20 protein-coding genes, 1 tRNA gene and 2 pseudogenes are annotated in these 24,384 nt (G+C 35.4%); 12 read left to right on the top strand and 11 right to left on the bottom strand.

Annotated features, from left to right (window positions below):
- Positions 1–181: 181 nt before the first annotated feature.
- The 4 genes and pseudogenes from B9N71_RS07785 to hemA all read right to left on the bottom strand — a co-directional run bounded on the left by B9N71_RS07785 (position 182) and on the right by hemA (position 2,280).
- Positions 182–268: transfer RNA gene (locus tag B9N71_RS07785), tRNA-Leu, on the bottom strand.
- 98 nt (positions 269–366) lie between these two features.
- Positions 367–609, bottom strand: coding sequence for a zinc ribbon domain-containing protein (locus B9N71_RS07780; RefSeq protein ID WP_065575322.1), 243 nt, complete (start codon positions 607–609; stop codon positions 367–369).
- Positions 610–727: 118 nt separating this feature from the next.
- Positions 728–972: pseudogene (locus tag B9N71_RS07775) on the bottom strand (DUF1289 domain-containing protein).
- A 36-nt stretch (positions 973–1,008) separates the two neighbouring features.
- Entirely contained in the window at positions 1,009–2,280 is a 1,272-nt protein-coding gene (gene hemA / locus B9N71_RS07770) for a glutamyl-tRNA reductase (protein WP_065559989.1), read from the bottom strand.
- 166 nt (positions 2,281–2,446) lie between these two features.
- Between hemA and lolB the strand changes: the two genes are divergently transcribed.
- The 6 genes from lolB (at position 2,447) to B9N71_RS07740 (ending at position 8,445) form a co-directional block, all read left to right on the top strand.
- On the top strand, positions 2,447–3,067 hold the full coding sequence (lolB, locus tag B9N71_RS07765) for a lipoprotein insertase outer membrane protein LolB (protein ID WP_085165306.1): 621 nt from the start codon (positions 2,447–2,449) through the stop codon (positions 3,065–3,067).
- A 13-nt stretch (positions 3,068–3,080) separates the two neighbouring features.
- A complete protein-coding gene (gene ispE / locus B9N71_RS07760) occupies positions 3,081–3,923 on the top strand; it encodes a 4-(cytidine 5'-diphospho)-2-C-methyl-D-erythritol kinase (protein WP_085165304.1) in 843 nt (280 codons plus the stop codon).
- Positions 3,924–4,169: 246 nt separating this feature from the next.
- A complete protein-coding gene (locus B9N71_RS07755) occupies positions 4,170–5,222 on the top strand; it encodes a bifunctional transcriptional activator/DNA repair enzyme AdaA (RefSeq protein WP_085165302.1) in 1,053 nt (350 codons plus the stop codon).
- Positions 5,223–5,394: 172 nt separating this feature from the next.
- The gene (apt, locus tag B9N71_RS07750) at positions 5,395–5,946 is read left to right on the top strand and encodes an adenine phosphoribosyltransferase (RefSeq protein ID WP_065559991.1); all 552 of its coding nucleotides are present in this window, start codon (positions 5,395–5,397) and stop codon (positions 5,944–5,946) included.
- 267 nt (positions 5,947–6,213) lie between these two features.
- Positions 6,214–6,984 (top strand): dimethylargininase, encoded by a 771-nt coding sequence (gene ddaH / locus B9N71_RS07745; RefSeq protein ID WP_065608562.1) that lies wholly within the window; start codon positions 6,214–6,216, stop codon positions 6,982–6,984.
- A gap of 51 nt (positions 6,985–7,035) precedes the next feature.
- Entirely contained in the window at positions 7,036–8,445 is a 1,410-nt protein-coding gene (locus tag B9N71_RS07740; protein WP_065590444.1) for a basic amino acid/polyamine antiporter, read from the top strand.
- A gap of 11 nt (positions 8,446–8,456) precedes the next feature.
- Here B9N71_RS07740 and B9N71_RS07735 read toward each other — a convergent pair whose 3' ends face one another.
- Together B9N71_RS07735 and nfi are read right to left on the bottom strand one after the other, a co-directional pair.
- Complete coding sequence (locus tag B9N71_RS07735) at positions 8,457–9,203, bottom strand: tRNA1(Val) (adenine(37)-N6)-methyltransferase (protein WP_065590445.1); 747 nt, start codon at positions 9,201–9,203, stop codon at positions 8,457–8,459.
- Positions 9,193–9,858, bottom strand: coding sequence for a deoxyribonuclease V (nfi, locus tag B9N71_RS07730; protein WP_370738307.1), 666 nt, complete (start codon positions 9,856–9,858; stop codon positions 9,193–9,195). The genes B9N71_RS07735 and nfi overlap by 11 nt, the downstream gene beginning before the upstream one ends.
- A gap of 59 nt (positions 9,859–9,917) precedes the next feature.
- Between nfi and B9N71_RS07725 the strand changes: the two genes are divergently transcribed.
- Entirely contained in the window at positions 9,918–10,499 is a 582-nt protein-coding gene (locus B9N71_RS07725; protein WP_085165298.1) for an IMPACT family protein, read from the top strand.
- 249 nt (positions 10,500–10,748) lie between these two features.
- Here B9N71_RS07725 and B9N71_RS12815 read toward each other — a convergent pair whose 3' ends face one another.
- Positions 10,749–11,573: a hypothetical protein gene (locus tag B9N71_RS12815; protein WP_143422085.1), complete on the bottom strand. Its 825-nt coding sequence runs from the start codon at positions 11,571–11,573 to the stop codon at positions 10,749–10,751.
- Here B9N71_RS12815 and B9N71_RS07715 point away from each other — a divergent pair.
- The 5 genes from B9N71_RS07715 (at position 11,536) to B9N71_RS07690 (ending at position 17,898) form a co-directional block, all read left to right on the top strand.
- Entirely contained in the window at positions 11,536–13,332 is a 1,797-nt protein-coding gene (locus B9N71_RS07715) for a transposase domain-containing protein (protein WP_085165293.1), read from the top strand. The genes B9N71_RS12815 and B9N71_RS07715 overlap by 38 nt on opposite strands.
- Before the next feature lie 3 nt (positions 13,333–13,335).
- Positions 13,336–13,635 (top strand): hypothetical protein, encoded by a 300-nt coding sequence (locus B9N71_RS07710; protein WP_085165291.1) that lies wholly within the window; start codon positions 13,336–13,338, stop codon positions 13,633–13,635.
- Entirely contained in the window at positions 13,592–14,242 is a 651-nt protein-coding gene (locus B9N71_RS07705) for an AAA family ATPase (RefSeq protein ID WP_167370077.1), read from the top strand. Before B9N71_RS07710 ends, B9N71_RS07705 begins: the two co-directional genes overlap by 44 nt.
- Before the next feature lie 209 nt (positions 14,243–14,451).
- The gene (yccS, locus tag B9N71_RS07695; RefSeq protein WP_208610470.1) at positions 14,452–16,620 is read left to right on the top strand and encodes a YccS family putative transporter; all 2,169 of its coding nucleotides are present in this window, start codon (positions 14,452–14,454) and stop codon (positions 16,618–16,620) included.
- Positions 16,621–16,680: 60 nt separating this feature from the next.
- The gene (locus B9N71_RS07690) at positions 16,681–17,898 is read left to right on the top strand and encodes a phospholipase D family protein (RefSeq protein WP_085165283.1); all 1,218 of its coding nucleotides are present in this window, start codon (positions 16,681–16,683) and stop codon (positions 17,896–17,898) included.
- 149 nt (positions 17,899–18,047) lie between these two features.
- Here the strand turns inward: B9N71_RS07690 and B9N71_RS13440 are convergent.
- The 4 genes and pseudogenes from B9N71_RS13440 to B9N71_RS07670 all read right to left on the bottom strand — a co-directional run.
- Positions 18,048–18,169: pseudogene (locus B9N71_RS13440) on the bottom strand (type II toxin-antitoxin system Phd/YefM family antitoxin); the annotation flags it as partial.
- 274 nt (positions 18,170–18,443) lie between these two features.
- The gene (locus B9N71_RS07680) at positions 18,444–20,618 is read right to left on the bottom strand and encodes a hypothetical protein (RefSeq protein ID WP_085165280.1); all 2,175 of its coding nucleotides are present in this window, start codon (positions 20,616–20,618) and stop codon (positions 18,444–18,446) included.
- Positions 20,615–21,799, bottom strand: a complete 1,185-nt coding sequence (locus B9N71_RS07675; protein WP_085165278.1) for a VWA domain-containing protein — start codon at positions 21,797–21,799, stop codon at positions 20,615–20,617. Before B9N71_RS07675 ends, B9N71_RS07680 begins: the two co-directional genes overlap by 4 nt.
- A 9-nt stretch (positions 21,800–21,808) precedes the next feature.
- On the bottom strand, positions 21,809–24,376 hold the full coding sequence (locus B9N71_RS07670) for a DUF5682 family protein (RefSeq protein WP_085165277.1): 2,568 nt from the start codon (positions 24,374–24,376) through the stop codon (positions 21,809–21,811).
- Between the last annotated feature and the right edge of the window lie 8 nt (positions 24,377–24,384).

Raw genomic sequence — 24,384 nt, 5'->3', positions numbered from 1 at the left:
CTAAGTTTGGGGTATTTACACTGGGAAAACGTGGAACGGAGCAAAAGAAATATGTTCACTTGAACGCTGATCATATGTTGGAGTTCGCAAACAATGTCACATTTACGGCATAAAGCCATTTTGATGACACAAAGTTTAGTGTAAATAGTCGAAGAAAAGATATTTAAACTATTGATTTTATTGGTGCCAGTGGTCGGACTCGAACCGACACGCTTTTAAGGGCGGCGGATTTTGAATCCGCTGCGTCTACCAATTTCGCCACACTGGCATTAAACGTGTAAATAAGTAAACGTTAGCATTATACTAAGCTTTACAATATCTGCAACAGGTATTATCGTAAAGCGTTTTGGTTGCCTAAAAAATCAACTACCACCTGCGTTTCCAAGCAGGTAATTTTTTAAGGATTATATAAGCAGTTTGTTTAGCTACTGCATTATCAACATTGTGATTTTGAGCATATTGTAATGTAACTTCATGCCATTTTTCATCAAATGTTTTCATTGTGCCATCTTTATGAGCACAATGTTTACAATAGTTTTTAGACATATCGAGCAATGGATAATCAGCAATAGCAGTCATTGGCATTCCACATGCAATACACATTTTCATATTTTAAATTCCAATAATATTAAAAAAGGTGACTAAATAATTGCCATCTTTATATGTATAAAAATCCTACTCTGAGTTAAACAAGATTACAATATATATTAAAAATAGATAAATAGATTTAGAAATTGAGATCGAATTGAGGTGTTATTGGATTTAAGTCTTGTTGTTGTCGTTGCTGTTTTGATAATAGATAACGGCGTTTTAATGCCCGTTGTTTACATTTTGCTTTTGGCTATCACTCAAGGTTAACCAACTAAATCTTTCTTCTCTTGAGCGATAACAAGCAATACAATAGCCTTGTTTATCAGTTACACAAACCCGTTTACACGGGCTTGGAATATCAAAAAATTCAATCTGATCCAATTTATTCCTCGTTTCCTAAGCAAAACGACATATTGACTAATGTTCTTTCAATCCTAACCCTTTACTTAATACTTTAAAACAGTCATCACAATCATGTGTAGCTGCATGAAGTAATGTTTGAGTCGGTGCGTGGATTAATTTATTGGTTAAGCGATGCGAAAACTCAGCAAAAACATCGTCAATGTTAGCGCCCTGCCTGATGGCATTTAAGGCTTTTATTTGTAACTCACGTTTGATACTTTCTGCATTACTACGATACTGCTTAACATAAGCAACTGCATGTCTAGTCTTAAGCCAATCAATGAAAAGTTCAGCTTGTTCTTGAATAAGATATTGCGCTTCTTTAGCGGCAATAGCTCTTTGTTCTAAATTACTTTCAACCGTTTTTTGTAAGTCATCAATAGTATAAAGATGCACATTATTGAGTTGACTAACCTCTTCCTCGACATCGCGAGGAACAGCTAAATCAATAAACAGCATTTTACGATGATTTCTAGCTCGTAAAGTGCGCTCAACCATGCCTTTACCTATAATAGGTAAAGGACTCGCTGTTGAGCTGATCACAATATCAACATCTTTAAGTCGATTAGCGATATCAGGTAATGAAATGATTTCTGCATCAATATCAACCGCAAGTTTTAATGCCTTTTCACGGGTTCGATTGGCAATAATAACTTGATTAAATCCATGCGGTTTTAAGTAACGTGAAATAAGCTCTATTGTTTCACCCGCGCCAACAAGCATAATATTTAAATTAGAGGTATCACTAAAAAGATGGCGAGCAACTAAACAAGCAGCATAAGCGACAGATGCTGTATTAGTGCCAATATTGGTTTCACTACGGACAATTTTCGCTACATGAAATACTTTTTGAAAAAGTTTTTTTAATTGAACAGATAAGCAATTTTGTTCTTGAGCAAAACTATATGCTTGCTTAACTTGCCCTAGAATTTGTGGCTCACCAATGATCATAGAATCTAAACCACTTGCTACCGACATCAAATGTTCAACAGCTTGTTGACCGTCATACCAATAAAATGAATCTTGGTATAGATCAACATCAAGATGATGAAATTGTCCTAACCAACTTTCTACAGATTGTTTTAATCTTAGATAGTCGGTTTGATGCTCATAACTAAGATAAATTTCTGTTCTATTGCAGGTAGACAAAATAACACACCCATCAACTAAAGGATGTTGGTATAAGCTGTATAGTGCTTTATCGACAATCTCATTAGGAAAAGCAAGCCTTTCCCTTAAAGCAACTGGCGCTGTTTTATGATTAACACCAAAAATTGTAATAGACATTGCATCGCTTCTTTTTTGAAGGTTATTAAATATATTATTTTATTAACAGTTCTTAAACGTCCATATTATACATAAAAAACAGTAAAGGTTCTTTTTCTTATTCAGTAAATTATCAGTTATAATACTGCACTTATTGACACAAACACTAACAACTAAGAGTTATTTTATGTCTAAAATCAAATATATATTTGTTTTCATATTACCTTTACTTATCACCGCTTGCCAAATAACAAAATCTCAAAACAACACTTCGATTGAACAGCAGTGGCAAATCCGCCAACAAAATCTAAAACAAATAAACACATTCCAAGTTAAAGGTAGTATAGCTTACATAAGTGATAAATCTCGTAATTATGGACGATTTTTAATAGCTCAACAATCAACTGATTACTACCAAGTTAAATTAACCTCCCCCATTGGTAGCAATATTTTAACATTAAACGCCGAACCTAATTATGCTCAACTGGTTGATAAAGACGGTAGAAATTACCAAGATACCAATATTGAAAATCTTATGAAAAAGATATCCAATGTAAATATTCCACTTAATTCTTTGCATAATTGGTTAAAAGGATTTTCAGACAACATCAATATTGATAAGTTAGATAGTTCAGGAAGATTACTTTCAACTGTCTTTATACAAAATAACAATAAATGGACATTAAAAATTCCAAGTTACTCTACTTATACTTATCAAAACAAAAAGATAGATTTACCTGCAACTATAGAGCTTACGCATGATGACGAAGTTGTTCGCTTAAAAATTAGTGACTGGATTTTACGATAAAGGATAATTAGTTATGAAACAGTGGTTATCACCTGCTAAATTAAATTTATTCCTTTATATCACTGGACGCCGTTCTGACAATTATCATAATTTGCAAACGTTATTTCAATTTATTGATTATTGCGACATCCTAATCTTTAATGTTCGTCAAGATAATAAAATTAACTTATTAACCGATTTTACAAATGTACCCGTTAATAAAAACTTAATTGTTGTTGCTGCTGAACAATTGAAATCCTATACCAACCGTAATGATTTAGGTGTAGATATTACAATTGATAAAAAAATTCCTATGGGTGGTGGATTAGGAGGAGCCTCATCTAATGCTGCAACAGTATTAGTAGCACTTAATCAGCTATGGCAACTTAATTTATCAACCGAAATACTAATGGATATAGGACGAAAAATTGGTGCCGATGTCCCTATTTTTATTTATGGTCATGCGGCTTTTGCCGAAGGAATTGGCGATCAATTTCACCCTGTAGATATTCCTGAATATTGGTATTTAGTCACTTGCCCTAATATTGAAATATCAACAGTCGAAATATTTAATGATCCTGAGCTAACTCGCAATACGCCAGCTCAAAGCATTACGGATTTACTTTCATTGAAGTTTAACGAATTAAAAAATGATTGTGAGGAAGTAGTTAGGAAACGTTATCCAACAATAGATAATATAATTACTTACCTTTCCCAATATGGTACAACTCGATTAACAGGAACTGGTGCATGTGTTTTTACCCAATGTGAATCAAAGCAACAAGCATTAGCCATTCAAGGCAAACTTAATGCAGCACTATCAGTTAATAGTTTTGTCGCAAAATCGTTAAACACATCTCCTTTATTCACAAATTAAACAAAAACCTTAATCAACAATCATTAAATGGTTAAGGTTTTATTACGTCAATCTTTATATATTAAATACAACCACATTTTGACAAAGATAGAATGTGGTAATCACCAATTATATTTATAAACCATAAAAACAGTAAAATAAAAATAGTTGTCGGTTTTTCGGTTGCGATGCTTACTGTTTATTTAATATGCTAACCAGATTACAAAACTCAGTTATCAATTAACTAAAATTAAGATTTTAAAAATTATGCTTATTACCAATTTAGACAAAAGAAAACAATATTATCAGGCTTTACTTGCAAAAGACCAAGGCTATATTGGGATATTCTATGCTGGAGTTAAAACAACTTCGGTATTTTGTATTGCAACTTGTCGGGCAAAGAAACCAAAATATGAAAATGTAGAATTTTTTAGCACTTTCAAAGAAGCTCTTGATGCTGGATATCGTCCTTGTAAAATTTGCAAACCAACTGAAAATTCTAACGCAGCACCATCAGAAGTCATTAAAGCTATCGCATTAATTACCCAAAATCCTAAAACAAAAATATCCGATATGATATTAAAAGAGCATCAAATAAGCCCCGAAACGATCAGACGCTGGTTCAAAAAAAATTATGGTATTACCTTCCAAGCCTATCAAAGGATGTATCGAATAAATAATGCCTTTCAAGAGCTTAAAATTGGTAAAAATGTCATTAATACCGCTTATGATACAGGATATGAGTCATTAAGTGGTTTTGGATACACTTACAAAAAAATAATGAAAAATGCCCCATCTCAAAATACTAATAACGAAATTATTTTGGTTAATCGCCTAACTACACCATTGGGACCAATGTTTATTTGCGCCACTAATCAAGGTATTTGCCTATTAGAATTCGTGGATCGTCGAATGTTAGAAACAGAATTTAAACAATTACAAACACAACTTAATACAAAAATTATTTTTGGAGAAAATAGCCATATTGTTCAAGCTAAAAATGAAATTGATCAATATTTTCAAGGAATAAGAAAATATTTTGCAGTTAAATTACATACTCCTGGAACAGATTTTCAGCGAACTGTTTGGGACAGTTTAAAACAAATCCCTTATGGAAAACTAACTACCTATAAAGAGCAAGCAGAAAACATCAATAATCCACATGCTATCCGCTCAGTTGCAAGCGCAAATGGATTTAATCGAATTGCAATTATCATACCTTGCCACCGAGTCATTGGCTCAAATGGTGAATTAATGGGATATGGCGGAGGGTTAGAAAGGAAACGATGGTTAATTGAACATGAAAAAAGACATTCTTAATTGTTCCATTATAATTGCTGTGCTAAATACAGTAATGGCAGTTTTATTACTTAAATTATAAGTATTGCTAGGTTTCAGCATGATATTACGGTTTCTTTGTTGCAACTAAAAAGTTTGCAGGTATATAATGTAAGATTAGCAACTCTTATAGAAGAACTTAGAGAGCATTTAGATGAATCAGTTACAAGAAAAACTTGCATTAATTAAAGACAGCATTCTTACTATTCCCAACTATCCAAAAGAAGGGGTTTTGTTTCGTGACATCACAAGTTTACTTGCTGATCCTGCTGCATTTAAAACCACTGTTGAATTATTAATTGATCATTATCGTGATAAAAAAATTGATAAAGTAGTAGGCACAGAAGCTCGAGGCTTTATTTTTGCTGCACCAATTGCGTTAGCGTTAGGTGTCGGTTTTATTCCTGTTCGAAAACCTAATAAATTGCCTCGCCACGTATTTAAAGAAGAATATCAGCTTGAGTACGGTACAGATACGTTAGAAATTCACACTGATGCCATTAAACCAGGTGAACGAGTATTAATTATTGATGATTTACTTGCTACAGGTGGAACAATTGCTGCAACAGCGAATTTAATTCGTAAAGCTGGTGGCATTGCCGAAAACGCCGCATTTGTAATCAACTTACCAGATTTAGGTGGCAAAACAAAGTTAACGGATATGGGAATTGATTGCTTTACTTTAGTTAATTTTGACGGCGAATAATTACTATTAAGGGCACAATTAGTGCCTTTTTTTATTTTGAATACTTTTATTTCCTTTCTAAAATAAAATAAGTTAGTCATTTTCATTGCATAAAAAATAGATTTATACCACCACTCTATCTAAATTCAGCTAAATAAATCAAGATAAAAAACCAACAAAACCTCCAAAAACGAATAAAAATACACTTTACATCTTGATAAAGCTATAAATGTGAATTATTATTCACAAATAAAGCATAATTATTTAAAACAAAAGGAAATAGATAGAATGAAAAAATTTAACCATATTATTGCAAGAACACCCGCCAAATCTTTAATTAACGGATTAACGTCAGCTAACTTGGGTAAACCTGATTATCAAAAGGCCTTAGATCAGCATAACTATTACATTCGAGCACTACAGCAGTGCGATGTTGATATCACTATTTTACCACCCGACGAACGTTTTCCTGATTCAGTCTTTGTTGAAGACGCTGTGCTTTGTACCCCATATTGTGCAATTATTACAAGGCCTGGAGCTGAAAGTCGCCGAGCAGAAACCGAAATTATATCAGACACCATTGAACGATTTTATCCCAATAAAGTTGAGCGAATCACCGCACCAGGCACCGTTGAAGCTGGCGATATAATGATGGTTGAAAACCACTACTATATTGGCTTATCTGCTCGAACCAACCAAGCTGGTGCTAACCAAATGATAGCTATTTTAGAGAAGTACGGATTAACTGGTTCGGTAGTTAAGCTTGAAAAAGTATTACATCTAAAAACAGGTTTAGCTTATTTAGAAAACAATAACCTATTAGCAGCAGGCGAATTTATAACTAAACCAGAGTTTCAACGCTTTAATATTATCGAAATTCCCGAACAAGAAAGTTATGCTGCCAACTGTATTTGGGTTAATGATCACGTAATAATGCCAATGGGCTATCCAACAACAAAAGCAAAAATAGAAAAACTTGGTTATCAAGTTATTGAAGTTGATACATCGGAATATCAAAAGATTGATGGTGGCGTAAGTTGCATGTCACTAAGATTTTAATCGATCTATATTAAATATTAACCGTACTAAACCACATAATAAGACAACAATATGAATACATCGGTAAGAAAAAAGCTAGGCATCCTGCCACTCACACTGTTAGTGGTTGGCAGTATTGTAGGCAGCGGTATTTTCAGCCTACCACAAAACATGGCCGAAAGTTCGGGCTCTGGCGCTATTTTAATTGCATGGATAATAACTCTATTTGGCATGTTAATGCTAACACGGATATTTCAGTATTTATCGATTCGATTTTACAAAATCAATGATGGATTATATGGTTATGTGCGTGAAGGTTTTGGCGATTATATCGGCTTTAATGCCGCGTGGGGCTACTGGATATCAGCATGGATGTCGTGCACCAGCTACCTAGTGATTTTATTTAGTGCATTAGGATCTTTTGATTGCTTGAGCTTCTTTGGTCATGGTACCACATTACCTGCCGTTATTACGGCTATCATATTTTTATGGATAGTGCACTATTTTGTATTAAAAGGAATATATCGTGCTTTTTTATTAAATTGCCTAGTAACATTAGCGAAAATCGTGCCTATTGGTTTATTTATTGTTTGTGTTAGCCTTGCCTTTAAAATATCGACATTTAAGATAGATTTTTGGGGAACACCGCAATTAGGCTCAATTATCGAGCAAGTAAAAAACACCATGCTCTATACCGTTTGGGTCTACTTAGGGATTGAAAGCGCAACTGTGTATGCTGCTAGAGCCAAAAACATCATCAGCATTAGCCGAGCCACCTTTTTTGGCTTTGCTATTACCAGCTTATTACTTGTTTGCGTATCAGTGTTATCGCTTGGTATTGTGCCACAACAAGAACTTGCTCAAATGAAAAACCCTTCAATGGCACTTGTTATTGAACATGTAGTAGGCAGCTGGGGAGCAACATTAATTAATATTGGTTTAATTGTGTCAGTCAGTGGTGGATTACTATCATGGTTAATGCTAGCGGCCGAAATGCTATTTTTAGCTGGCCAAGGCACACAACACACAGTACCAAGTTGTTTTGGAAAACTCAACAAAGCAGGCACGCCATCCAACGCATTATGGTTAACAACATGTTTAATAACCGTATTAATTATCCTTGCCCACTACTATCAATCTGGCTACAACACCTTAATCCAATTATCAACCTCAATGGTGCTTATTCCCTATTTACTGGCGGCTCTCTTTGTTTTTAAATTAGCCGTTCAACAAGGTAAAGCCTACTTAATTATGATTGGCGCTTTAGGATCGCTTTATGGCATATGGTTGATTTATGCTGGTGGCACAGTTTATTTATTACTGTCGATGATACTCTATAGTATGGGACTCTGTTTTTACCTTTATGCCAGAAAGGAACGATCTTTGCCAGCATTTAGTTACTTGCATGACAAAGTGTACGCTATTGCAATCATCCTATTAGCTATCATCGCTATTTTACACTTCTACATAACACCAAATTAATTAGTTAGGCGTTATTTTCGAAATAAATAAAAGTCAGCTAATAGCTTTCTGAAGTCTTGAGAATAACGCCCATCACCATCTCGCATACACAATTGCTGCTCATCAATTTTATTAGCCTGGATAAATGAAAAAGCCAATAATGATAACGAAAAGTCTTTATCTGCACTATATCTAACATTCATCAGTTGGAATAAATATAACTGATTAGATTCACATAATAACCTAAACTGATTGGATAAATGATAAGGTAAAACTAAACAAAATTGCCCTTTCGGTTTTAGTAAGCGCTTAACTGTGTCAATAAGCTGTTGAAAGTTCAAGCATTCGGTATAACGTGCCAACTGTCTTTGGGAATTGCGACAATCAACGGCAGATTCAAAATAAGGGGGATTAGTCACAATCAAATCATAGCCCACCGCATAACTTAGCTGAAATTGATTAATATCAGCATTAATCGCATTAATCGAAGTAAAACCAGCTTGTTGGCTATTTTGCTGACATTGTGCTACCGCCTGCATATCAATATCGATGGCATCAATTTGGCTGCTATCATGTTCTAACCGCTGAGCTAACATTAACGCAATTACACCACAACCACAGCCAATATCGAGTACCTTTTGCGGAGACGAATCAATCGGAACCCAAGCCCCTAACAAACAACTATCGGTTGTTACCTTCATTGGACTTTTATCGTGCGCCACAAAAAAACGCTTAAAAGTAAAGCCACCTTTTTTTAACGGTAATGAATTATTCTGCATAAATAAACTTCTTAAACAAAGGCTTGTTAGATGCTATCGCATCAGCCCAGCGAGTCGGTTCTGGCAAACGATAGCCCCGCAAGCATAAATTAACCCATTTTAAAGCACTATCTTGACTTACTCGGTGACCTGTTGAAATAAATAAAGGATTGCAATTATTTTTACTACATAAAACCCAACCAATCTGTTCTTGCTTGTCTTGTAAAGGTGTTACATTACCTGCTTGCTTAGGTAATATTTCGTATTGACCGCAAAGCCTTTTTTTAGCAACACCAATTGTTGGCATATCTAACAACAAACCTAAATGGCTTGCAATACCTAAACGCCGAGGATGAGCAACACCTTGCCCATCAACGAACAACAAATCTGGCTTCTGTGTTACCTGTTGCCAAGCGGCAAGTAGCGCAGGGTATTCCCGAAAAGACAAATAACCAGGAATATAAGGAAACCCTGTCTCAACCCGAGCAATATGATACTCAACAACCTCGAAAGTTGGATAGCGCAAAATGACGATTGCTGCTCGAGTAATCTTGCCATTATCTTCAAAACCAACATCAGTACCACCAACGTAATTTATTGACGCATTAAAGTCATCATCGCATTTAACCTGCTTGGCTAACGCCTGCTGTGTTTGCATTAATTGTTCTAAATTGATAGACATTTTTATTCTGTTCAGTATCATTATTCCAATAGATTGATTTTATCAGAATTAGCATGCCATATACATTAGCAAATCCTACCGAGTTAACAGAAGAAATCAAAAAAAGTCGTTTTATTGTCAATGCAGCGCCAGTCACATCAGCTGAACAAGCCACCGACTTTATTAATCAAATAAGCGATCCCAACGCCACCCACAACTGCTGGGCATGGAAGATTGGACAACAATACCGATTTAATGACGATGGTGAGCCCACTAGTACAGCAGGTCGCCCTATTCTTTCAGCCATTGAAGGACAAGATTGTGACCAAGTGGTTGTAGTAGTAACTCGTTACTTTGGTGGCATAAAATTGGGTACTGGAGGATTAATTCGAGCCTATGGCGGTTCGGCTAGCCACTGCTTACAACAAGCTGAGCTAATTGAACTCATTGCCCGCATGACGCTACAATTTCACTGCTATTATAACGAATGGCCAATTATCGAAAATCGTCTAAAGGAACTTGATTCCATTATTGAAAATCAAGAGTTTGATGCTGAAGGTGTAAAAGTAAACGTTGCTATCACAAAAGACAAATCGCAACTCCTACAAAAAAATATTAGCGACATCACTCGTGGACGAGTTATTATTGAACTATAAGAATCACTCAGATAGAATATTGATTTTATTTTATAAAAGATTAATTTTTTTATTGATTATCTTTTGTTGTATCAAGTTTAATTTTTAATAAAAGTGCTTTTGGACTTTAAGTCATTAAAATGCAAAGCTCTCAGGCTTTGCTATTTTGGCTGTCCTCCTCGCACTGGAATTTTATTCTTTTATTGATTATTCTTTATTAATATCAGAATATCATCAGCGCCATAAAAATTAATAACTAAGTCATAAAAACTAAGGGGTGGTGCAAAGCCCGTAATTGTTGGGTGCGCAGAACAAATAAATATCACCATTATCTGCGCCTACATCAAACTGGCAGTCCCTCTTCGTCGTGTCACTTGTCCAGTAATTTTGGTCAATAAAATCCGCACCAGTGTTATGATACATAAAGCCCCACTCCGAAAATAATCCAACACCTATTCTACGCTGATAATGATTACCTGTTGATGACGGTATCGCACTGGTAGAGCCTTGGCAATGTGGACCTTCACCAAGACCCGAACAAACAGCGTTAGTCAGATCCTTAACCTGTGGCACACGATAACCCAAACCACTACACCAAGTTACCATATCAGGGTAGTGATATAATTCAGCCCCCCTAACCACGAACCATTTCTGCAGGACAAATCCATATTTAATTACCTCGTTCCCCTCTCTATCTCTCCCCACTAACTCAAAGGTCAGCGGTAACCTTGGCCTAGCAATTCGACTAGAATAAGGATTGAACCATCGATTTCTTGCCTCTGGACCTGTTAGTGTAACGCGAAATTCAACATCGCATTGGGCATTACATTTTGTTTTTCTTGTTACTGTAGCGGTAATTCCATCATGCGTAATTGGCGTTCCCCATGTTAATTCATCGGCATCTCCCCTTATGATTAAATCAAAATATAACCCATTTGTGCCCGTTGTCGGAAAATTTAGGTTATATGATCCCTGATCGGTTGATTGAACTAAGAACCCATAATCTGGGTGCCATATATCAGCAGGGCCAGCAAAATGGAGTCCACCCAGCTCAAGATTGGGCTTTACAAATTTAAGCTCACAAATTTTAGACAAGCCCGAACCCAAGGAAAAAAGCTATTGCGCTGATGCTCTCTGGGCTAAGTGGGAAAAGGCAACTGATAAGCAAAAAGATAAGGCTAAAGTTAAAGTCGCGGTTGTCCTTGCTGTTAAAGCTATTGTTGATGCTGGCACTAGCCCAGTTACGGCATTTGATGTTGTTGCGCAGAGTCATGGGTGTAACCCTTCAGCGGCTCGACGATGGTATTACACTGCAATTAAAGTTGAGCAATCCGAATATCTTCCTGCTCTGCTTGACGGTAGTGCTTTTCGTAATTATTCATCTCGTCAATACAAAATGACACCTGAAGCGTGGGACTTTTTTGTTGCCAACTATTTTCGACCCGAGCAACCGGCGTTTAATGCATGCTACCAGATGTTGTGTGATGTCGCTAAAGAATGGAGCTGGGATATTCCGCACAAATCAAGCTTGCGCCGAAAGATTGAACGTGAAATCACACCACAACAGCAAGTATTGTGGCGTAAGGGCGAGCATGCACTAATGCAGTTGTATCCTGCACAGCAACGTAGCGTTATTGAGCTTGATGCGCTCGAATGGATTAACGATGACGGTTACCTACATAACGTGTTTGTTAAGTGGTATAACGGCGAAGTTTTACGGCCTAAAACATGGATCTGGCAAGATGTTCGTACTCGCAAAATCTTAGCTTACTACTGTGATGTTTCAGAGAATAGCGATTCAATTCGTCTATCGCTAGCTGATGTGATTGAGAATTACGGTATACCGAAGCATGTCACTATCGATAACACGAGAGCAGCAGCAAACAAATGGTTGACTGGTGGCGTACCAAATCGTTACCGCTTTAAAGTTAAACCAGATGAGCCAATGGGGATTATTCCAATGCTAGGCATTCAACTTCATTGGTCAAGTGTAATGTTCGGTAAGGGGCATGGTCAAGCAAAGCCGATTGAGCGTGCATTTTCTCACGGCGAGCTTGGGGAGCTTGTTGATAAGCACCCTTTGTTAGCTAGGGCGTATACAGGGGCAAATGTGCTTGAAAAACCCGATAACTATAACAGCAAGAATGCTGTTGATGTTGATGTGTTCTTAAAAGCGCTTGAGCAAGGTATTGCTATGTTTAACAGTAAACCGAACCGCAATACCGAGGTCTGTGGTGGTGTGATGTCGTTTGATGATGCATTTAACTCTAGTTATCAATCAAGTGTAATTAAAAAAGCTACAGCAGAGCAACGCCGATTATTGTTACTACCGTCTGAGGCTGTCACTGTTCGCTTTGATGGTACGTTTACGATTGATGCTGGCGGCTCGATTCGTGGCGCTAAAAACCGTTACTACAATGAAAAATTAATCGGCATTCGACCAAACAAGGTTGTTATCCGCTTCGACCCAAGAAATTTACACGATAGCGTGCTTGTTTATACGTTGGATGGTCGATTTATCTGTGATGCTCAGTGTTTAGATCGTGTTGCGTTCGGTGATACGCAAGCCGCTCGTGAACATAAACGTCAACGTACGCAGTTCGTTAAACGCCATAAGGGCGCAGCCGAAAATCAAAAACGCATGTCGATTTTAGAAGTTCAATCGCTCATGCCCGATATTGAAGTATCAGAAAAACCAGATTCGAAAGTCATTGAGATTTTAAAAGCTGAGCAAGCAAAAAACGGAACTGCGGCAGATGTCGGTACTGACAAGCCAAAGGCTGATGTGCTTGATTTTGATTCAGCATTTGAAATTGGTTTAAAAAAATTAGCAGCTAAAAAAAACGAGGAGTAAATCATGTTTACTGGTATTAGAAATGAAATAAAAGCTGCAGTTGAAAATGGTGAAAAATATAGTGCCATTGCGAAACAAAGCGACGTTTCACCTGCAGCGCTTAGTCAGTTTATGAATGATTTGTATGGCGGCGACAACCAGAAAATTGCTGATAAGTTAACGGTGTGGCTTGATAACAAAAATAAAGCAAACAACTTGAAAACCGCACCAAGCTTTGTTGAAACACCAACAAGTAAAAAGATATTTAATGCGCTTGATTATGCCAAAAATCGCTGGCTGTTTTGTTGTTGTATATGGCAATAGTGGTGTTGGTAAAACTAACGCAATCACTGAATATGCCAAGCAACCCAACGTGTGGCTTATCACTGTTCGCCCCTCATCATCAAAATTAATTGAGTGCTTATATGACATTGCTTGTGCACTCGATATTGATTATGCACCCAAAAGACTTGGTACATTAAGTAGCGCTATATGCAAAAAAATGCGAGAGACCAAGGGGTTGCTGATAATTGATGAGGCTGACCACTTACCCTACGATGCGCTCGAAGAAATTCGTTTGATTCAAGAGATGACGGGGGTCGGTGTTGTACTGTGCGGTAACCATCAAATCTATTCTAAATTATCAGGCAATGGCTCTCGTAAAACTGACTTTGCCCGCCTCTTCTCCCGTATTGCTAAAAAAGTGGCGATTTTAAATACAACCGCAGGCGATATTGATGCTATCGCAGATGCTTGGGGCATTGACGGCGCTCGTGAAAGAAAGCTAGTGCACGAACTTGGCAAGAAATCTGGCGCACTTCGTATTATAAAAATGACGTTATCACTGGCTGCAATTCTTGCAAACAGTAATAACACATCAATCAATGAAACGCATATCAATGCGGCAATTAGAGATTTAGAAGGGATTTAATTATGAGTCCAGAATTACAAAAATTAATTTTTAAATTAACTGGTCTTGAGGACTTATTAACATTGTGGTGCTATAAGTGTGTTTTTTGCTCTAAAAATCGCTCAGGTAGACCATTGATTTTATTGAGGTTTTTTGTTTTTATTGGAAATAAACAACTTTTTTGCACTCTTTCCCTATTTGATGCAATATAGTATTCTAGTAGCTATTATTTGAACATACACCAAACCCAATACACCGTGCACACATTTATTTTGTCTTTACGTAAAGTCTTTTACAGCAGTAATCTTCTTTTTAGTCTTCGGATGTTAATTAGTTTAACTGGTTCGACTTTAGTTCCGTGGTATTTGGGGTATACCTCGCTAGTTATTCCTCTTACGCTTGGTGTTGTGGCAGCTGGTTTGACCGAGATCGATACTCGTTTATTAAGTCGTTGTATTAATTTAATTCTTACGTTGTTCTGTTTTGCTATTGCCACTTTTTCAGTCGAGTTGTTATTTGATTATCCTGCATTTTTTATTATTGGTTTGGTCTCTTCAACGTTTATTTTTACCATGCTTGGTTCGCTTGGGCAACGTTACGGTGTGATTGCGTTTGGATCACTTTTAATTGCTGCCTATACCATGCTTGGGCATAATTTGTTTACTGATAATTACACTTTGCCCTGTTTTTTGCTGTTAGGTGCGCTTTGGTATAATGTTGTTTCGTTAATTGAATCGATCATTCAACCTATTCGCACAACCCAACAATCGCTTTCACAGTGTTTTATTGATTTAGCACAATATCTTGACGCTAAGGCAGCGATGTTTGATCCCGATGAGTCTGACGGTTTTAAAAAACAGACTTTGCAATTAAACAATAGTAATAATCAACTCATTAGTGCTTTTAATAATACAAAACGTTCGCTATTTAATCGTTTAAAAAGCTATCGTGGACAAGCTTATATTAGAAAGTTACTAAGCTATTATTTTGTCGCGCAAGATATTCATGAGCGAGCAAGTTCAGCGCATGGACATTATCAAGCGCTTAGTGTGCATTTTAAACATAGTGATATTTTATTTAGATTTGCTCGTATTTTAAATTTGCAAGCGAAAGCTTGTGCGCAATTGGCAATGACAATTAAGTTAAATCAAACTTATCAACATGATCCGCTGTTTTCACGTTATTTTTCGTATCTTGAAGAAGCTATTAATCAATATCATGCTAGTCATAAAAGCGATATGCTGATGATTAAAGCGCTTAAGAGTTTACATCAAAATTTACTTTCTATCGATCTGTTACTTGCTAATATTGATACCGAGCAACATTTGCCAAAAGCAGAAGAAGATAATCAATTAATCGATGAAGAACTAACCAGTTTTTATGCTATTTTTGCCAAGATTAGAAACAATTTAACCATAAAATCGGCACTATTTCGTCATGCAATTCGTATGTGTGTGGTGTTTTTTGTTGGTTATATGGTGATTCATTTTTCCGATTTACAGCATGGATATTGGATTATTTTAACCAGTTTGTTTGTGTGTCAACCTAACTATTCAACTACAAAATATCGGTTAAAATTACGCGTAATCGGTACCATTCTAGGGATTATTGTAGGTATTCCGTTGACGTTTTTATTTCCAAGTGTTCCTGAGCAGTTGGTGTTGATTATTATCACTGGTTGGCTGTTTTTTCTATTTAAGAATTCACAATATGCTTATGCTACTGCGTTTATTACGTTACTGGTGTTTTTTAGTTTCAGTTTAATTGGCGAAAGTAGTATTCAAGTTGCGGTCGCACGTATTATTGCAACGTTAATTGGTTGTTTTATTGCATGGTTTGCTGTGAGCTTTATTTGGCCTGACTGGAAGTTTAGAAATCTACCTAAATTAGTGGATCGTGTTTGCCATGACGATAGCCATTACTTAGCGTTAATTGGTCGTCAGTATTTGACTGGTAAAACTAATGATGTTATGTATCGTTTAGCTAGGCGTGCGGCGCATGATAGTAATGCAGATTTGTCGTCATTAATTAGTTTGATGACTAAAGAGCCGCATATGAATCCAGTTGTTATCGATCAGGGATTTCGTTTGTTAACACTTAATCATACGTTGATTAGCTATCTTTCGACTTTAGGTGCGCATCGCGATAAACCTCTTTCAAAACAGACTTTCGATCTATTTGATGATTTGTCAGTCTATATTATTAATCTATTAAGCATTAAAAAGATCGACGGTGAATACCAAGCTATTAAAAAATCCGTCACCGATTATATCGAAACTATTTCGGCTGTTTCAATTGATGATGATAAAACGAATAATGATCTGTTAGTTATGCAACAATTGGCTTTGATTTTGGATATTTTGCCAGAAATTATTGAGATTGCCGCTCGGCTAGAATAATAAGTATTTTAACAAACTACCTGAAATCGAACTATAAAGCAATAAATTGGAGAAAAGTGAATGAAAATTATTACTAAACCAGCTTATATTGATAATAAATTAGTTGAATTAATGGAGAAATATACCAACTATTATATAGCCACAGCTTGGGCATCAATGAATTCAAGCGCTGCATCTAAATTATTAGACAATGAAAAACACATAACTAAAATGGTAGTTGGAACCCATTTTTATCAAACTCACCCAGATTTCATTAAAACCTTTGCGAGCCATAGGAATGTAAAATTCATATTGAAAACTGATAAAATTTTCCACCCTAAAGTGTATTTATTTTCAGATGAAAATGGCAATTGGGAATGTCTAATTGGTAGTGCTAATTTTACACAGGCAGCATTAACAAAAAATGATGAAATAATGATTCATATCACAAGTAATGATCAAGGCTCTGAAAAGATATTTACTGACATATTGGAAACCATTGATAGTTATTGGGAATATGCAGAAGAAATGACCGAAAAAGAAATAAATAAATACACGAACATATGGAAGAAAAATAAAACTAAACTAGATAGTCTAAAAAATGTTTATGGTGGAAATAAAAGCAAAAAAAGTATGATAAAGTCAAATATTCTTTCACTACAATGGAATGAATATTATGAAAAAATACGAGAAAAAACAGATGAGAAAGATGAATCCAGTTCATTTTCTAAACGCATCAAAGTTCTGCAAGAGATTAATAATTACTTCAAAGAAAAACAAATCTTCTCTAGTTTTACTAAATTACAACGAAAGCAAGTGGCAGGCTTAATAGATGATGGTTCAGAAATTAAGTGGAAATGGTTTGGTAGCATGGTTGGTGCAGGAGTATTTCATAGCAAAATAAATAATAATGATCCTAACATATCAAATGCCCTTAATTGTATACCATTGACAGGTCCTGTAAATGAAGCTAACTACAATCAATTTATTAAAATATTTAAGCAGGCATTTCCTGCTGGTAAATGTGGGATTGGCATTGCAAGTAGATTATTAGCAATGAAGCGCCCTGATTACTTTGTGTGTTTAGATGGACAAAATCGTCCAGCATTATGCAAAAATTTTGGTATACCTCAAAAGATCGACCTTGAAACATATTGGGAACAAATTATAGCACGAATTATTGATTCGGTGTGGTGGTCATCTAGCTGCCCTGATGATTCAAGAAAAAAAGAAGAAAAACAAGCTTGGAATGGTCGCGTTGCCATGATTGATGCTATCTTCTATCAACACAAGGAGTAACTTATTTTTTACTGAAATTAAAAAGGAAAGAGTGTAATAAATATACATAAACAACAAAATTAACGCTTTATCACTGACAAGGGATATGGCGTCTATATCATAAAGAAATAAGACCCCATTCTAAATTTTGTGTATTTGTAAGTTAATGGGGATGGTTGATTTCTATTTAAAATTGCAACTGGTAAACCTTGTCCTGCATTCACTGTTGCCATTGGATTTTTTTTAATTCACTGATACTTGCAGTAGTATCACTCAAAATAATATTAGGCATGATCATATGCCCTTGTTTTGTTATGCATATTAAATATAACACCTTAAAAACCTGTTAACAAATCTTATTAGTACTTGTTATCCTTTAAAATAATTCTAATTATGTATTATTTATAGTACCAAACGAACCTTACGATCACACTGGAATATTAGTCTTATAACATTTAAAAACTTTATTTAGCATAAAAGAATATAACGCTCTACTGAATAATAAATGCAAAAATACGCAATATTATTTTCTACTAGAGTTATGTAATAGCGATAAGGTATTTATATCATAAATCTTTCAGTTGTATTGGTAATTGGTAGTTTGTCTTTTTTAAAAGATAACACAAGTAAACTGCTTGTAAGATATGTGTTACCGCTATTTGTTGTTGACTGAGAATTTTATTTAAAACGGTACTTAATGTGTTTAATCCTAAAGTATCACAATCATATTGTATCGCAATTAATTGCTGTTTTTGATCAGCGAATAATTCGAGTCTTCCTGAACACACCATACTTTCAAGTATCGTTAAAAGTGGTTGAATAATTAAGGTTGAAAGTGAATCTGTCATATAATGATTTTCGACTAAATGCTTTTTATGCGCTAAATAATTATTTATAATAACATTTTGTTTAGAATTATTTTTTTTACTTTTATGACAGAAGTCTTCAAAATCAAGATTTAATGTTTTGATATCTCCTGTTAGTTGCTCTTTGTAAAGCAATGCAAAAGGCTCTAAATCCAAAAAGTTGTCATTTTTTACACAGTTGACAAATACGGTTAAGGGGAGATTGTTGGTTTCTAAAAAATTCTTTAAAACATCGATATGTAATTTTTCATATTCATCCCAAAAGAGACATAAAAAAAGGCTATTTCCATCATTATCATTTACTTGCCAAACTAAATTTTGTCGAATTTCATCTAAATAAGGTTTATTTGAGCTTGCTATATGAAGAATTAACATCTCATTAAGAGGTGAATCATCTAAATGATTATCTTGTAAATAGTCGCTCAGTATTGACCAATTTTCAAATCCCGCTTTTGATCTAAAATCCTGATAATTGTTATCATTCCACCCTGTTTCTTGTAAAGTAACAGTTGAACCATGAATCGCCAATTCGCCAGTATCTGATAAACGAGGGTGATGAAGCTTTATTGATTTTTGCATCAACATATAAGGAAATGTTTGCCATATTGACATACTGTTCCAAATCATTGTGCGATTAAAATTGATATCGTTTTTATAGGATCTGGCTAATGTTGTTTCTTGGTATTGTTGTTTTTCAATATCCCAAAAGTAGAAAGTTGCACCAATGGCACCTGTTTTACTTTGCCACCAACGACCGCCTAATGGTAATAGCTCAAGGGGCTGTGATTCTGTTTTATATTGGCGTTTTATCCTACCTCTTAATTTGAAAAGTTGTTCACCTTGATGATGTAATAGCATTTCGGTATAGGCTTGTATCTGCCCTAAAAAAAGAAGTATATCTTGTTCTTCAACCGCAAAATGCCGTTTGGCAAGTAACTCAACCAATTGACTAAGATGCCGAAGCATTGCAGCCAGACGAGGTAATCCTTGAGATCTTGCTGACATATTAAGTAATTGTAATTGATCAGCTTGATTATGACTCACATGAGATAAACCTTGATTGATAAGATTACAAATATGCTGTTGAATCTGTTTAATCAAAGTAATTTCATCAGCAGAAAGCTGATCACTTTCATGTGTTATGCTTTGTCGATATTGGATTGGCCACGGCCATGTTTTGTTGTTTTTTTCAAATAGATAAGCAATAGCTGCTAAATGTATTGCCATTTTTTGGTTTGTACAGAAAGTTGAAATCATTCCATCAAAGCCAGTACCCGCCATATAAATAATAGGTGTATCGCTTTCTGGTACAATAATTCGTATTTGTGAATCTTGGTATTCTATCGTAACTAAATGATTTTTTTGCCAACTACACGCAAATTGATAAGCTTTAAAAATACTGGCTTTTCCTGCCTTTTTTAAAAGTTTGGAGGCATCTAATGACAATAATTCAGTTAACACGTTAGCTAAAGGTCTTATTGTTTCAAGCTGTTTTGTACTTATTTTATTATCAGATTTATGCGAATCATTGGATTGATCTAACGGTTTAATTTGATTTTCATCATCGATGTTATTGCTATCGGTAATAGAATGTTCTAACAATGAAGCATTTGATTGTAGCCATAAAACAGCCGATATAATGTGCTTACAATGCCCGTGAGCAGGGCAATTACAACTTGCAGCTTGAATACCTTGAGCAGGTAATCTAACTTGCTGACCGTCTGCATTGAATTCTAAATAATCTTCATTGTTTTTTTCAATTAATTTTACTTTGTTAGCCTCGATATCTTTACGAGCACGGCGAACTAAGCCAATATTGGCATAAAGTGCCAATGATTCTTGATCATAGTTTAAATAGATATGTTGCCAACTCATTGCATAACCTCCGCTAGCCAAGCAGCAAAGTGTTCTGGTGTTAATGCCGCAATTTGCATACCACGGTTAGCTAATTGCTGCGATATTTGCAAATCATAAACAGGATCAGCATTATCATCTAGCGCCGCTAAACCTAACATTTTGACTCTGTTGCTGTTCATTCTTGAAACAGTTGCATAAAGGTGAATTAATGCTCCTCCCTCACAAAAATCACTTATTAATACCACAATTGTTCGTTGTGGATTTTTAATTTTTTGTTCAGCATAATTGAGCGCTTTGGCAATATCAGTTCCCCCCCCTAACTGAACTGTCATTAAAACTTCCACAGGATCATGGGCTAAGTGAGACAGATCAACAATTTGAGTGTCAAAAACAAATAAATGTAAGTTAACAGAAGGTAATTTAGCCATAATGCTAGCACAAACAGCAGAATAGATAATTGAACTATCCATTGAGGCGCTTTGATCAACACATAAAATAATATCCCAAGGTAATTGTTTGTTTGCACGGGAGTTAAAAATCGCATTTTCAATAATCATTTGTTGTTTTTGTTGATCAAAATGTTTCAAATTAGCCTTAATTGTTGCACGCCAGTCAAAATTTTGGTTACAACGTATTTTGGAACGACGAAATCGATTCCTTTTACCTATCAAGGCATTAACAAAATCGGATTTGATTTTTTGTAAAATTTCATCAACAACGTTTTGAATCAGCTCTTTAACTGCCAAATAGACTTCACTTTTTAATTGCCCTCTTAAATTCATTAATAAACGCACAGAGTTCAAATTCGGCTCTAACGCTTTAATAACATTAGGATCGTTTAAAATTCCTTGCAGTTGATAACGGGCAATCGCCTGCTGTTGCATGCGTTCAAATGTACTTTTAGGGAACAGTTTTCGCGTTTTATTGAGCCAATTTACTGTGTTAAATACAGAATTTTCATTGCCACCAGGTGAAATCTTTTTTCTAACACTATCCCTACTATCTTCATCACCTATTTTTAAACCTCGCTTGCGGTATTCATGCTGATAAAGATAATTTAATGTTTGTTCTAAGTTATGATCATGTTGGTTAAATGTCGCCTGATTAAGGTGTCCATCTGCATATTTTCCTAATATCAATCGCCATCGCTTAACATGAGCAACATTTTTTTTATCAATGATTTTTTTATTGCCGATCATGCTAAATCCTTACTGTTTAAACCAATCTTGTAGTTGTTGTTGATGAATATATTGGGAGATAGATAATTCCAAAGAAAGTGTTTTTTGCAATTCTTCTTCACTAAATCTATATTGCTCAATACTCATATCTTCTTTTTTAGCACTATATTTTTTAGAAATTTTTTCGGCAATTATCGCATTTTGTTTCGGTGTGAGTTGCGTAAATGCAAGTCGTAAATCAGGAAGTATTTCGATAAATTGATCTTGTTTCCAATTTGCTAATAATTCATCAAGGCTTGTTAATAATTGTGAAGAGTGGATAATTAATTCGGGTGCACATTGCATTATCCCCATAAAATAGCTACTTGCCTGTTCATATTGGGATCCTAACTCAAAAGCCATTTTTATTTTGTGGTCAAACTCTGATTGGCTAATTTGAGAGTCCAAATAAGCAATACTATCAATAGCGCCCCGAATCAATGGCGCCTCGCTTAATAACGGTTGTAAACGATGTAAATTCAGGTAAAAATCCTGTTTCAACTTTTTCACATCTAGCTTATCTGGTAGATTATTTATTAAATTTCTAAATAATAATAATGTTTTTAAATTTTCTTGCTGTTGCTCTGTATCGGATTGTTTTAATGTATCAAGTAAGAAAAAGGCTTGTTGTGGTACTTTAGCTAGCAATGCTAACAAAGTTGAACTGACATTAAGTGCTAAAAAGTCCCGACCTTGCCATAAATAGAGTAAACGATGCCCACAATCCACTAATGACAATAAATTACTGTCAACTTCTAAGAATGATGATAATTTCACTAATAATTGAGAGAAATAGGTTTGTAATCCCATTAACGCCGCTTGTATCACCCCTTTTACTGCACACAAACAAGATTGTGCCATTCCATCTTCTGTTAATTGCTCTATTGACTGTTGTAGTTTTTGTATAGCAATCTGTTCAAGTTGCGTGCCTTGCTCTGACAGCTCAATTAACTTAGCTTCAACCATTGGAGTCCATAAATATTGCCAATCTTCAAACATAATGGTTAACCTTGTTCCATATTGATAATTTGGTCCGTCAAGACGATTAGCAAATCCAACGTCCAAAAAGGCAAGTAGGTGTAAAAATCGACTTCGTTGCCGATGTTCTGGGTTACGGTAAATATCAATATGGGTAGTTTTAGGCAATGTGTCGTCGAGCTTAAAACGGTATTTTTTAAGTGTTGAATAAACTTCATTAACAAGTGGTGGTGAGGCTATATCATTAGGAATTTGTCCTAATTGATTTCCTGATAAGCTACGATAAACTATTTGCCAAAAATCACTGCGTACATCGTGAATACTTCCTTTGATAAAAGCAGATTGAATACCATCAAGCAGATCATAACGACCTGGACCATAATGACCTCGAAGTTCAGCTAATAAACAGGCTTGTTCAATCGCCGACTTTAAAGGGATAAAACCAATTGCATCACTACAATTTTGCTTTTCTCTTAATTTATCAGTAATAATCGATAAAAAATCAATCAATTGTGTTTTTCGATAACATTGGGTTGTTTGCGGTTGGTTAGAATTTTGTTCATAAGCTAGCATTGATTGCCAAGATTTTTGGTAATAAGCAGGAGAATTCATCCCTGCTGTATAACCATTTAATGCATCAAGGCGATCAAAACTATAACGAATAAGCCAAGTTCGATCCCTGTCGCCACTTTTCTGCTGTCGATTAAATCGGGTAATATCGGTTCGTTTGGGTAATAGAAGCTTGTTTTGCCATAATCCTTCAAATAATGCTAAAGTATGGAATCCGCCTGTGACCACCACAATTTTTGCATCGGGGATCGATTTTTTTAATCGCCCAATTGCGGTTAACATGTGCTGTTCTCGTTGGCTCGATCCTTCAGCTTCAAGTGATGATGAATCGTAATCAAGCCTCGCCATTGCACACCAAATAAACGTATCTTCAAAAAATGTTTGCCAATCAGCAAGATCGGTAAAATTTCTTAATTCAAATAAATGCTCCCAAACTTCGTCATGATCACGGCAATGTAATTTCTTAGCCAATTGAGTAATGTATTGGCTATGCTTTAGATAGGTTTCAGAAAGTAATGATTTGCTCTGCAATGATGTGAATTCTTGAGTAACTTGTTCTGCCCAAGGCAGATCAATAAATTGAATTTTTGCATTGTATTGTTTTGCCAATTGCATTGCTTGCCACTCTGGTGAGTAACTACAAAATGGATAAAATACGGAGCGAGTAATTTGATGCGATGGCGAGTTAGTCTTATCATCCTCTTTATATTCTTCACTATATTCTTCATTCTTCTGAAAGACAACTTCGTCTACTTGAAGATCTGTTTGACAAAGTATAGCAATGGGTGGCTCTGTCTTATTATTTAGTAGTTCCTCAAGTTTTTCTGAAAAGCTAGCAGGTGCTTCAATCAAAATATGAGTCGGTTTAATTTGAGTAATCAACTGTCGCAAAGCATAACTACAAGCAGGACTATGATGGCGTACTGGAGCAAAATAGATCTGTGCTTGTTGTAATGCATCTCGACATATCAAAGCATTTTGTAGACGTTGTGGTAATGGTGAGCTTCCCATAATGATTA

Origin of the sequence: Gilliamella bombi (assembly GCF_900103255.1) — a bacterium.
GTDB classification, from domain to species: domain Bacteria; phylum Pseudomonadota; class Gammaproteobacteria; order Enterobacterales; family Orbaceae; genus Gilliamella; species Gilliamella bombi.
Note: the sequence above shows the minus strand (reverse complement) of the source record. Positions and strands in the feature narration are given on the sequence as shown.